Raw genomic sequence first — 11,338 nt, forward strand, 5'->3', positions numbered from 1 at the left:
ATCGCCCTGCACGGCCAGCCGCTGGCAGCACCGTGCGTGATTCTCTCCGGCGGTGAAACCACCGTCACCGTGCGCGGCGATGGCCGTGGCGGGCGCAATGCCGAATTCCTGCTGAGCCTGACCGACAGCCTCAAGGGCCATCCCGGCATCTATGCGCTGGCCGGCGACACGGACGGCATCGACGGCTCCGAAGACAACGCCGGCGCCCTCATGACGCCGGACAGCTATCGCCGCGCCGCCGAGCTGGGCCTCAACGCCAGCGACGAGTTGGACAACAACAATGGCTACGGCTACTTCGCCGCCCTGGACGCGCTGATCGTCACCGAACCGACCCGCACCAACGTCAACGACTTTCGCGCCATTCTGATCCTCGAGAACCCCAAACATGACGCCTGATAAAAAGGTCAAGATCCTCGCGACCCTCGGCCCCGCCACGCGCGGCATCGATGACATCCGCGAGCTGGTACAGGCCGGGGTGAACATCTTCCGCCTGAACTTCAGTCACGGCGAGCACGCCGACCACGCCCAGCGCTATCAGTGGATTCGCGAGGTCGAGCAGCAACTCAATTACCCGCTGGGCATCCTGATGGACCTGCAAGGCCCGAAGCTGCGGGTCGGCCGGTTCGCCGATGGCACGGTCCTGCTGCAACGAGGCCAGGCCCTGCGCTTGGACCTGGACCCGACACCGGGCGATCAACGCCGGGTCAACCTGCCCCACCCGGAAATCATCGCGGCCTTGGAGCCCGGCATGGACCTGCTGCTGGACGACGGCAAATTGCGCCTGCGCGTGACCGCCCGGCACAGCGACGCCATCGACACCGAGGTGCTTAACGGCGGTGAGCTGTCGGACCGCAAAGGCGTGAACGTGCCCCAGGCCGTGCTCGACCTGAGCCCGTTGACCGCCAAGGACCGGCGCGACTTGAGTTTCGGCCTGGAGCTGGGCGTGGACTGGGTGGCGCTGTCGTTCGTGCAGCGTCCCGAGGACATTCGCGAGGCGCGTGGGCTGATCGGCAACAAGGCGTTCCTGATGGCGAAGATCGAGAAGCCGTCGGCGGTGACCGAACTGCGGGAAATCGCCGCATTGAGCGACGCGATCATGGTCGCCCGCGGCGACCTCGGGGTCGAAGTCCCAGCCGAAAGCGTGCCGCAGATCCAGAAAAACATCATCGGCACCTGCCGTGCCCTCGGCAAACCGGTGGTGGTGGCGACTCAGATGCTCGAGTCGATGCGCTTCTCCCCGGCGCCCACCCGCGCCGAAGTTACTGATGTCGCCAACGCCGTGGCCGAGGGGGCCGATGCGGTGATGCTGTCGGCGGAGACCGCCTCCGGCGATTACCCCCTCGAAGCCGTGCAGATGATGAGCAAGATCATCCGCCAGGTGGAAAACGGCCCCGACTACCAGGCGCAACTGGACGTCAGCCGGCCGAAGGCCGAGGCCACGGTGTCGGACGCCATCAGCTGCGCGATCCGGCGCATCAGCAGCATCCTGCCGGTGGCGGTGCTGGTGAACTACAGCGAATCGGGCAGTTCCAGCCTGCGCGCGGCGCGGGAACGGCCGACGGTGCCAATCCTCAACCTCACGCCGAACCTGCAGGCCGCCCGCCGCCTGACGGTGGCCTGGGGCGTGCACTCGGTGGTCAATGACCGGTTGAAGCAGGTGGACGAAGTCTGTTCCACCGCCCTGGAAATCGCCCAGGCCCAAGGCATGGCCCAGCGCGGCGATACCCTGCTGATTACGGCGGGCGTGCCGTTCGGGCAGCCGGGGTCGACCAATTCGCTGCGCATTGAGACGCTGCTCTAGCGTCTGTACTGGCCCCTTCGCGAGCAGGCTCGCTCCCACACTGGATTTGCGGCGACCAAAAACCCTTGTGGGAGCGAGCCTGCTCGCGATGAGGGCAACTCGGTCAATCAGACATACCAACCATGTCCAACCCCCACTGCCCCGACTGGGCCACCGCCCTGCTCAACGGCTTCAGCCAAATCTTCCTCCAGCGCCATCCGCTGTGCGGCCTGCTGTGCCTGCTGGCGATTCTGCTCACGGCGCCGGCCCTGTTCGGCGGCGCATTGCTGGGCGGGGTGGCTGGATTGCTGACGGCACAGCGCCGCGGTTACGCCAAGGCCGACCGCCAGGCCGGGCTGTTCAGCTACAACGGCATCCTGCTGGGCTTGCTGCTGAGCCTGGCGTTGCCCTGGTCGGTGCTGTTACCGCCGTTGATCATCGCCGCCGGCGGCCTCAGTGCGATGCTGACCCAGCAATGGCTCAAGCGCACCCGCGGTCCTCGTTGCCTGCCCGCCTACACCGCGCCGTTTGTAGGGTTGGCGTGGCTGCTGATGAGTGTCACCGCGCCGACGTCCCCAACCACTTCGATCGAAATGACGATTGCCAATCTGCTGGCCGCTCATTTGAGCGGACTGGGCCAAGTCATGTTTCTCAGTCACCCTGCGGCCGGTGCACTGATTGCGCTGGGCTTGTTGCTGGCCAACCGTCGCGCCGCCGCGTGGGCATTGTTCGCTTCCGCCGTCGGCCTGGCCTTCGCCTTGTCGCAACATGAAAACACCATCGCCCTTTCCGGACTGGGCGGCTACAACCCGGTGCTGGTGGCGCTGGCCCTCAGCCAACAACGCCGTCCATGGCTGCCGCTGCTGGGCATCCTCCTGGCAGTCGTGCTCACGCCAGGTTTCACCGCCCTCGACCTGCCACCCCTGACGGCACCGTTCATCCTCGCCTGCTGGCTGATCCAGGCCACCGGCCGGGCGTGGCACCAGGCCAGCCTCGACAGCGTGCCTTGCGCTCTGCGGGGCAATCACCCTAGGCTTCGCTGATTCAGGGTTCAGGCGAAGAATATGGACAGCAGCAACAACTGGCGTGAACGCCTCTACGTGATCATTTTCCAGACCGACACCGTGGCCGGCCGGCGCTTCGACAGCACCCTACTGTTGATCATCCTCGCCAGCCTGGTGATCGTGATGCTCGACAGCATCGACAGCGTGCACAAAAACTACGCCGCCCTGCTGGCCGGTATCGAGTGGGGCTTCACTTTCATCTTCATCGTCGAGTACGGCCTGCGTCTGTATTGCTCGCCCAAGCCGCTGCGCTATGCCTTCAGTTTCTATGGGTTGGTGGATCTGCTGGCGATCGTGCCGGGAATCCTGGCGTTGTACTACAGCGATGCCCAATACCTGTTGATCGTGCGGATCATCCGCATGTTGCGGATTTTCCGCGTGCTCAAGCTCAGCCCTTACCTCAAGCAAGCCAACTACCTGATGGCGGCGCTGCGCGGGAGCAAGCAAAAAATCATCGTGTTCCTGGTCAGCGTCTCGACCCTGGTGACCGTCTTCGGCACGCTGATGTACGTCATCGAAGGCCCCGAGCACGGCTTCACCAGCATTCCCAAGGGCATCTATTGGGCTATCGTGACATTGACCACCGTAGGCTTCGGCGACATCGTGCCCAAGACGCCCCTGGGCCAAGTGGTGTCATCCTTGGTGATGATCACCGGTTACTCGATCATCGCCGTGCCGACGGGTATCTTCACGGCTGAACTGGCCACGGCCATGCGCGGTGACCAGCTTCAGCACGATTGCCCGGTGTGCAGCAAAAACAACCATGAACACGGCGCCGCTTTCTGCTCCCGTTGTGGCAACGCGTTGTTTAAGAAATTGGAATAAGCAAAGCATTTTTTAATGCTTGATGGCCTATTGGCTTGCCGCTAGTGTTGCTGGCTAATCGCCCGGAACCCCCGTTAATAAAAAGGAATTCGCAGTGAAGAACTTCTTTGGCGCCTCCCTTCTCGCCGCCGGCCTCGCCTTCGGCAGCCTGGCCCACGCCGCCCCGACCCTACTCAACGTTTCCTACGACGTGATGCGCGATTTCTACAAGGACTACAACGCGGCCTTCCAGAAACACTGGCAGGCCGAGCACAACGAAAACATCACCGTGCAGATGTCCTTCGGCGGCTCCAGCAAGCAGGCGCGCTCGGTGATCGACGGGCTGCCGGCGGATGTCATCACCATGAACATGGCCACCGACATCAATGCCTTGGCCGACAATGGCAAACTGGTGCCCCAGGACTGGGTCACTCGCCTGCCGAACAACAGCGCGCCGTTCACCTCGGCCACGGTGTTCATCGTGCGCAAGGGCAACCCGAAAGCCCTGAAAGACTGGCCTGACCTGCTCAAGGACGGCGTGCAGGTGATCGTGCCCAACCCGAAAACTTCCGGCAACGGTCGCTACACCTACCTGTCGGCCTGGGGTTATGTACTGAAGAATGGCGGTGACGAAAACAAAGCCAAGGACTTTGTCGGCAAGCTGTTCAAGCAGGCGCCGGTCCTGGACACCGGCGGTCGCGCCGCGACGACCACTTTCATGACCAACCAGATCGGCGACGTGCTGGTAACGTTTGAAAACGAAGCGGAAATGATCGCCCGGGAGTTCGGCCGCGATCAGTTCGAAGTGGTCTACCCAAGCGTTTCCGCCGAGGCCGAGCCACCGGTCAGCGTGGTCGACAAAGTCGTCGAGAAGAAAGGCTCCCGCGAAGCCGCCGAGGCGTACCTCAAGTACCTGTGGTCGCCCGAAGGCCAGGAAATCGCCGCCGCCAACTACCTGCGCCCACGGGACCCGGCGGTACTGGCCAAATACACTGACCGCTTTCCGAAAGTGGATTTCCTGTCGGTGGAAAAAACCTTTGGTGATTGGCGCACGGTGCAGAAGACTCACTTTAATGATGGTGGGGTTTTCGACCAGATCTATAGCGGGCAATAACGGAACAACGAACTGCGCGCGGTCCTGTGGCGAGGGGATCAGTGGGAGCAAGGCTTGCCCGCGATAAAGGCACCTCGGTTCCAGAGGCACCGCACTGTTTTCATCGCGGGCAAGCCTTGCTCCCACTGATCCCCTCGCCACAGAAGCCTCCTGCACTTAGAGATCCATCATTAACAACAGGCATGACAGCTATCAACCACAAGCCCTGTTCCAGAGCCCTGTAACGCTTTAGCCTCGCGCCATCTTTCCTGTTCACTGACGAGATTGCCATGAGTGCTCATCCCCCCACCACGCCCGGCAGCACCCTGACCCGTGGCATGGTCCTGCTCTTCGCCTTCTGCTGCGGCGCCATTGTCGCCAACATCTACTACGCCCAACCCATCATCGAACTGATCGCCCCTGACGTCGGCCTGAGCAGCACCATGGCCAGCCTGATCGTTTCGCTGACCCAAATCGGTTATGCCCTGGGCCTGTTTTTCCTGGTGCCGCTGGGGGACTTGCTGGAGAACCGCCGGCTGATGATCCTCACCACGCTGGTGGCGATTGCCAGCCTGCTGGGGGCGGCCTTCACTGACCAGCCGAATGTGTTCCTGCTGGTCTCGCTGCTGGTGGGTTTCAGTTCGGTGTCGGTGCAAGTCCTGATTCCGCTGGCCGCGCACCTGACGCCAGAAGAATCCCGGGGACGGGTTGTCGGTGGGATCATGGGCGGCCTGCTGTTGGGCATCCTGCTCGCGCGGCCAATCTCCAGCGTCGTGGCCGATCACTTCGGCTGGCGGGCCATGTTCATCATCGCGGCCGCGTTGATGGCCGCGATCAGCATCGTCCTGGCGCTGACCGTGCCCAAGCGCCAGCCCGACCATAGCGCCTCCTATGGCCAACTGCTGGGTTCGCTCGGCACCCTGCTGCGCCAACAGCCGCTGTTGCGGCAACGGGCGTTCTACCAAGCCTGCATGTTCGCCACGTTCAGCCTGTTCTGGACCGCCGTACCGCTGGAGTTGTCCCGCAACCACGGCCTGTCCCAGACTGAAATCGCCCTGTTCGCCCTGGTTGGCGCCATCGGTGCCATCGCCGCGCCCATCGCCGGCCGCCTGGCCGATGCCGGCCATACCCGTAATGCCTCGCTGCTGGCGATGCTGTTCGCCAGCGTGAGTTTCCTGCCGGCGTTCATCCATCCGCTCTACAGCGTGATCGGCCTGGCGGTGACCGGTGTGGTCCTGGATTTCTGTGTGCAAATGAACATGGTCCTGGGCCAGCGCACCATTTACGCCCTCGATGCCGAGAGTCGCAGCCGGTTGAATGCGTTGTACATGACCAGCATCTTTGTCGGCGGCGCCTTCGGCTCATCGATTGCCAGCGCGGTGTATGAACACGGCGGCTGGTTGTGGGTGGTCATCGTCGGCAGCGCCTTCCCGCTGTTGGCCTTGCTGCGCTTCCTGAGCGCCTCGCAAAAAGCTTCCCTGGCCACGGCCTGACTACCCAGGCACAAAAAATGCCCGGTCGCTCAAGGCGCCCGGGCATTTTTCATGGAGCATTCAAATCCGCACGTTGCCACGCGGCCCGGCAATCGCCCAGATGATCAGGCCCAGGACCGGCAGCAGCAGGATCAGCAGCACCCAGAGAATTTTCATTCCGGTTTCCGCGCCGCTCTTGAGGACATTGATGATCGCCCAGATATCGAGCGCCAGGATAATCAGGCCGACCAGGCCGTTGAAGGTGGAACCCATGGTGTCGCTCCCAAATGGTGGTGTGCACCCTTAGGATAGCGGGCCCCCGGCAAGGGTTCCGTTTTATTGCTTCAGACGTGGACCGCGACCTTGAGGGCTTCCAGGGCCGGCGCGGCAGCAATGCCGACTTCGGCACACAGCGCCAGCACCCGTGGCACGTCGTTGCCGTACACCAGCACCATCTGCAATTCATCGTCGAGCAACTGGCTGAAGTTCATCAGCACGTAGCCGCCGTTTTCCTTGTTCAGGCTGCTCATCTGGATCTGGATGCGGTTGAGCGCGGTCAGGGCTTCGGTCTTCGCCAGTTGCTTGGGCTTGAGATTGAACGCCACGCCAGGGCCGAACGAGGCGACGATCTGCTCGAACAGGTCCACGTAGGTGTCGGCCTGGAACAGCACGGTGTCCGGCAGGCTGCCCACCACCACCCACTCACCCAACGGGATCGGGAAGGTGTCGTCGTAGTTGATATCGGGATTGGCCGCCAGGAAAGCCGTCGGGTCCGCGTAGGCCTGGGCCGCTTCATCGGCGATTTTCTCGATGTCCGCCTCGCCGAGGCAGCCGGAGCTGATTTTACCGATGAGTTCGATGAGGGCGGCTTTCATGGGATGAATCCTGTGGCGAAGGGTGTTTTGAGGGCGGGCAGGATAGCGCATCATATCGGTCGAGTCAGGAACCTGTGGCGAGGGAGCTTGCTGTGGCGAGGGGATTTATCCCCGCTGGGCGCGAAGCGCCCCTATAGCCTGACAACTCGGTGTGTCAGATTGATTCAGGGGGCCGCTTCGCAGCCCAACGGGGATAAATCCCCTCGCCACAAAAGCTATCGGAGTCTATGTTTAGTCGTTCAACCCAACAACTTTTCCAACTGCGCCGTGGTGTCCACCGCGCCCATGGTCTTGGCGGCATCGAGGGCCGAGACGCCGTTGGCGTCCTTGGCTTTCGGGTCGGCGCCTTTGTCGATCAGGTAGTCGACGATTTCCACCCGGTTGAACATTGCCGCCATCATCAAGGCGGTACGGCCATCGAAGGAAGCGCCTTCCACCTGCGCGCCGCCGTCCACCAGCGCCGCGACTACGGCCAGGTCGCCCTTGAACGCCGCGCCGGCAATCGGGCTCTGGCCGTTGTCGTTGCGGATTTCCGGATCGGCCTTGTGCTCGAGCAGCACTTTCACCGTTTCCACATGCCCGTGATAAGCGGCCAGCATCAACAGGGTGTCGCCCTTGTGGTTGCGCAGGTTGGGCGGCAGGCCCTTGCTCAACAGCGCAGCCATCATGGCGGCGTCGCCCTGGCGCGCAACGTTGAACACCTGCTCGGCAAACTCGGCAGCCTCTTCCGGGGTCATCTGGCGGCTTGTATCGGACATGGGAAACTCCACTCGGGTCTTCGCAAAGCGGCTAGTTTCCCGAGGGACTTGGACGCTGTCATCCCTTTTTTCACTGTGCCCGCCATAGCCAGAATCAATAACGTAGCTGTCCGCCCTGGATCCGGGTCGCCAGTTTCCGATCTACCCGCACATACGTGTCGGTGCCCGGCAGCCAGGCAAAGACCGGCTCATCCCCAGTGACACTCGGATCGAACCCTTCGGTCTTGAGGCGCGTCTTCTGGTATTTGAAGGTGCCGGTGGTGTCCATTTTCACCTTGATGCGCAGGAACAGCGGCACGGCATAAGCGGGCAACTTGCATTGCAAAAATTGCAGCAGCTCGCTGAAGTCCAGGGTCGCCAGGGATTCGGAGGGCGTGATCGCCGCCATGCCGGCGCGGCCATTGGTACCATCGATCTCCACGCCATAAGCCACCGCCTCGGCCACCTGCGGGTGTTGCAGCAAGACGTTTTCGACCTCCGTGGTGGAGACGTTTTCGCCTTTCCAGCGATAGGTGTCGCCGAGACGGTCCACGAACTGTCCGTGTCCGAAACCGATATTGCGTAGCAGGTCTCCGGTGTTGAAATAACGGTCACCCGGCACGAAGACATCCCGGCAAATGGTTTTTTCGGTCAAGGCCTGCTCCGTGTAGCCGTCCAGTGGCGCCTTCGCGTCGATCCGCGCCAGCAGCAAGCCCGGTTGGCCCCTGGGGACTTTTTGCATGCGACCTTGCAGGTTGCGCAACGGTAGGCCGCTGGCATGGTCGTACTGCACCAGTTCCCAGCCCATCAAGGAGAACCCGACGGTGTTGTCGAAATTCAGGATATTGGTGAAACCGATATTGCCGTCACTGGCCGCATACAGCTCACAGATGTGGTCGATGCCAAACCGGGTCTTGAAAGTCGACCAGGCCCCGGGGCGCAGGCCGTTGCCGATCATTTTTTTCACGCCATGGTGACGGTCGTCGGCAGCGCCAGGCTGGTCGATCAGGTAGCGGCACAACTCACCGACATAACCCAGCGTCGTTGCCCGGTAGCGGCGTACGTCGCTCCAGAACTGGCTGGCGCTGAACTTACGGCGGATCGCAAACCCCGATGCCCCACAGATCGCCGCGCCCCAACATACGCACAGGCCCGTAGCGTGATACAGCGGCAAGGTGCAATAGACGACATCGTCGGGCTGCATGTCCATGGCGATCAGGCCGAAGCTGGTAGAGGTGCGCATCCAGCGACCATGGCGAAAGACTCCGGCCTTGGGCAGCCCGGTAGTGCCCGAGGTGTAGAGATAAAAACATGGATCGTTGCAAAAAACCTGCTGGCTGCACGCCGGGTTATCGCCGGGGTAATCCGCACAATCAGCCATCAGGTCGACGAAGCCGGACGGAACATCGCCACTGTCCTGATCCGCTACCCACCAGGTCCTGCCGCTCGACAGCGCGGTGCGCGACCGCACGTCGTTGAAGGCCGCGACCCGCTCGTCCCCGACCACCACGGCGACCGGGTTGACCAGGGCCAGGCTGTGCACCAGCGCATCGCCGGTTTGCGAGGTGTTGAGCATGGCACTGACCGCGCCAACCTTGGCCATCGCGAGCACGCTGATCAACAGCTGCGGCCGGTTCTCGATGAAGATCGCCACGCAATCGCCCTTGCCGATGCCTTGGGCCAACAGGTAATGGGCGATGCGATTGGCTTGCGCGTTGACCTGTGCATAACTCAACACCGTGTCGCCACACAGCAGTGCCGGGCCCTGGGGATTGCGTTGCGTGGCCTGTTCGAAACACCAGCCCAGGCCGCAAGGCTGGGTCGGGTCCTGGACATTGGCCAGCTTCATGCCTTTGACGATGCGCGGGACGGCTCTGGCGATGGCAGGCAACTTGCGCAGCATCATGCCCCAGGTAATGGTGTCGTTGGGTGTACGACTCATGGTGATCTTCCCCGTTCGACCTCGTGGGTCTCGGTTCTTGTTATCGGGCTGGCGGTGATTTTGGCTCGAAAGTACGCTCGCACTTGCGGGGCTGTACACGCGGTTTTTGCAATGTTTTGTATCCGCTGCTCGAGACAGGCGAAGCGTGAGCGCCGGAAAACGATTTGGTTCCAAAAATCATTGCCCCACCACGCAAAATGCAGGATGCACGGTGGCCATTCATGCAAGATGCACGAAAGCAAAAATACGCACAAAACATAACCCATTGTTTTTTAAGTATTTATTAAGAATCGAGACGCTGGCACAGACAGTGCAACTACCCCTCCACGGTTTGCCACACCCTGGAGCAGTCAACTATGAACATGATTCAAGAAAAGTTTGCGTCCCTGTTTTCCAACTACGAAGTGACCACCCAGCCCCGCCCGGACGGCGGCATTCTGCTGACCTTGCGTAATAGCGACGGCAAGCTGTTCAAGCGCACGATTTCCTATGCTCAGTTGCATGCAGGGGATCAATTGTCCTGGGCGATCAGCGCGATCCGTCGCGACCTGGCTGAGCAGGCCAGCGAGTTGCCACAGATCACCTTGCTGCAGAGCCAGCATCGGTTTGCGCTGCCGACTTACCATAGCGCTTGAGTCTGCTGGTCAATTTGCTTGCTGTTTACTTGGAAACGGCGCTTTTCAGAGATGGGAAGCGTCGTTTTTTTGCGCCTTCTTTTGGAGTGTGTATATCCGTTTCTTCGGTGACGGCTGCTGACGGTTCCGCTCTTACAGCGGCTCACTTTTGAGAAGCCCGGAAGCCGGCCCAGTCAAAAGTAAGCAAAACGCTCCTGCCCCACCACTCGGCACCTCGCCTAGGCTCGGTGTGCCCTCACTCCGGCATTGCTCCGTGGGCCCGCCGCGAAGGGCCATCCATGGCCCAGCGCGGCTATCCCGGCATCCATGCCGGGATGCCCACTCCACAATGCCTGCGTTCGGCCAGCGTGGTTTAACGGGGCTCCCAGATCAAGATCCAAAGCAAGAGCAAGAGCAAGAGCAAGAGCAGGGCACAGGCCGACATCTATGTGGCTGAGCCACCGCTATCGCGAGCAAGCTCGCTCCCACAATGGATCTGCGGTGAACACAAGACTCATGAACACCCGAGATCCCCTGTGGGAGCGGGCTTGCTCGCGAAGAGGCCGGCACCTCCAACATCACCGTCAACTGACACACCGCTTTCGCGAGCAGGCTCGCTCCCACAATGGATCTGCGGTGAACACAAGACTCATGAACACCCAAATCCCCTGTGGGAGCAAAGCTTGCTCGCGATGAGGCCAGCAAACCTAACATCCATGTGACTGAGCCACCGCCATCGCGAGCAAGCTTTGCTCCCACTGATCTGATGGGTGTACGACCGGGAGAGCCAGGTCGGCTATAAGGCCGCCTCGGCGTGGACGTTGATTTCGGCGCCCCGTTAACCACGCTGGCCGAACGCAGGCATTGCGCAGTGGGCATCCCGGCATGGATGCCGGGATAGCCGCGCTGGGCCATGGATGGCCCTTCGCGGCGGCCCACGGAGCAATGCCGGAGTGA

General features: G+C 61.8%; 11 protein-coding genes. 7 read left to right on the forward strand and 4 right to left on the reverse strand.

Features of this window, described 5'->3' with window-relative positions; all coding sequences use genetic code 11:
- From J3361_RS28810 to J3361_RS28835, 6 genes are all read left to right on the forward strand, one after another.
- Positions 1-396: MOFRL family protein (locus J3361_RS28810; protein ID WP_279382103.1), on the forward strand; the 396-nt coding region annotated here is incomplete at its 5' end.
- Positions 386-1,801 carry a pyruvate kinase gene (gene pyk, locus J3361_RS28815; protein ID WP_207967391.1) on the forward strand — a complete coding sequence of 472 codons (1,416 nt, stop codon included), beginning with the start codon at positions 386-388 and terminating at the stop codon, positions 1,799-1,801. The genes J3361_RS28810 and pyk, both read left to right, overlap by 11 nt.
- Positions 1,802-1,923: 122 nt before the next feature.
- Positions 1,924-2,823 carry an urea transporter gene (locus J3361_RS28820; protein WP_207967392.1) on the forward strand — a complete coding sequence of 300 codons (900 nt, stop codon included), beginning with the start codon at positions 1,924-1,926 and terminating at the stop codon, positions 2,821-2,823.
- A gap of 21 nt (positions 2,824-2,844) precedes the next feature.
- Positions 2,845-3,669 carry an ion transporter gene (locus J3361_RS28825; RefSeq protein WP_207967393.1) on the forward strand — a complete coding sequence of 275 codons (825 nt, stop codon included), beginning with the start codon at positions 2,845-2,847 and terminating at the stop codon, positions 3,667-3,669.
- Between the two features lie 94 nt (positions 3,670-3,763).
- Entirely contained in the window at positions 3,764-4,762 is a 999-nt protein-coding gene (locus J3361_RS28830; RefSeq protein ID WP_207967394.1) for a sulfate ABC transporter substrate-binding protein, read from the forward strand.
- A gap of 269 nt (positions 4,763-5,031) precedes the next feature.
- Complete coding sequence (locus J3361_RS28835) at positions 5,032-6,234, forward strand: MFS transporter (RefSeq protein ID WP_207967395.1); 1,203 nt, start codon at positions 5,032-5,034, stop codon at positions 6,232-6,234.
- A 60-nt stretch (positions 6,235-6,294) separates the two neighbouring features.
- On the opposite strand, the gene J3361_RS28840 is transcribed toward J3361_RS28835, so the two are convergent.
- From J3361_RS28840 to J3361_RS28855, 4 genes are all read right to left on the reverse strand, one after another.
- On the reverse strand, positions 6,295-6,486 hold the full coding sequence (locus J3361_RS28840; protein ID WP_003204476.1) for a PLDc N-terminal domain-containing protein: 192 nt from the start codon (positions 6,484-6,486) through the stop codon (positions 6,295-6,297).
- A 71-nt stretch (positions 6,487-6,557) separates the two neighbouring features.
- A complete protein-coding gene (locus J3361_RS28845) occupies positions 6,558-7,088 on the reverse strand; it encodes a hypothetical protein (protein WP_207967396.1) in 531 nt (176 codons plus the stop codon).
- Positions 7,089-7,327: 239 nt separating this feature from the next.
- The gene (locus J3361_RS28850; RefSeq protein WP_207967397.1) at positions 7,328-7,846 is read right to left on the reverse strand and encodes an ankyrin repeat domain-containing protein; all 519 of its coding nucleotides are present in this window, start codon (positions 7,844-7,846) and stop codon (positions 7,328-7,330) included.
- 94 nt (positions 7,847-7,940) lie between these two features.
- Positions 7,941-9,767: a long-chain-acyl-CoA synthetase gene (locus tag J3361_RS28855; protein ID WP_207967398.1), complete on the reverse strand. Its 1,827-nt coding sequence runs from the start codon at positions 9,765-9,767 to the stop codon at positions 7,941-7,943.
- A 356-nt stretch (positions 9,768-10,123) separates the two neighbouring features.
- On the opposite strand from J3361_RS28855, the gene J3361_RS28860 reads away from it, so the two are divergent.
- Positions 10,124-10,402, forward strand: a complete 279-nt coding sequence (locus J3361_RS28860; protein ID WP_003204481.1) for a DUF3509 domain-containing protein — start codon at positions 10,124-10,126, stop codon at positions 10,400-10,402.
- Positions 10,403-11,338: the final 936 nt, after the last annotated feature.

The sequence above is a fragment of the Pseudomonas sp. OA65 genome (genome assembly GCF_017498305.1).
Classification (GTDB): domain Bacteria; phylum Pseudomonadota; class Gammaproteobacteria; order Pseudomonadales; family Pseudomonadaceae; genus Aquipseudomonas; species Aquipseudomonas zanjanensis.

Excerpts from the sequence above, each read along its gene's own strand:
- pyk (WP_207967391.1), top strand. The coding sequence starts at position 386 with ATGACGCCTGATAAAAAGGTCAAGATCCTCGCGACCCTCGGCCCCGCC.
- J3361_RS28820 (WP_207967392.1), top strand. The coding sequence starts at position 1,924 with ATGTCCAACCCCCACTGCCCCGACTGGGCCACCGCCCTGCTCAACGGC.
- J3361_RS28825 (WP_207967393.1), top strand. The coding sequence starts at position 2,845 with ATGGACAGCAGCAACAACTGGCGTGAACGCCTCTACGTGATCATTTTC.
- J3361_RS28835 (WP_207967395.1), top strand. The coding sequence starts at position 5,032 with ATGAGTGCTCATCCCCCCACCACGCCCGGCAGCACCCTGACCCGTGGC.
- J3361_RS28840 (WP_003204476.1), bottom strand. The coding sequence starts at position 6,486 with ATGGGTTCCACCTTCAACGGCCTGGTCGGCCTGATTATCCTGGCGCTC.
- J3361_RS28845 (WP_207967396.1), bottom strand. The coding sequence starts at position 7,088 with ATGAAAGCCGCCCTCATCGAACTCATCGGTAAAATCAGCTCCGGCTGC.
- J3361_RS28850 (WP_207967397.1), bottom strand. The coding sequence starts at position 7,846 with ATGTCCGATACAAGCCGCCAGATGACCCCGGAAGAGGCTGCCGAGTTT.
- J3361_RS28855 (WP_207967398.1), bottom strand. The coding sequence starts at position 9,767 with ATGAGTCGTACACCCAACGACACCATTACCTGGGGCATGATGCTGCGC.
- J3361_RS28860 (WP_003204481.1), top strand. The coding sequence starts at position 10,124 with ATGAACATGATTCAAGAAAAGTTTGCGTCCCTGTTTTCCAACTACGAA.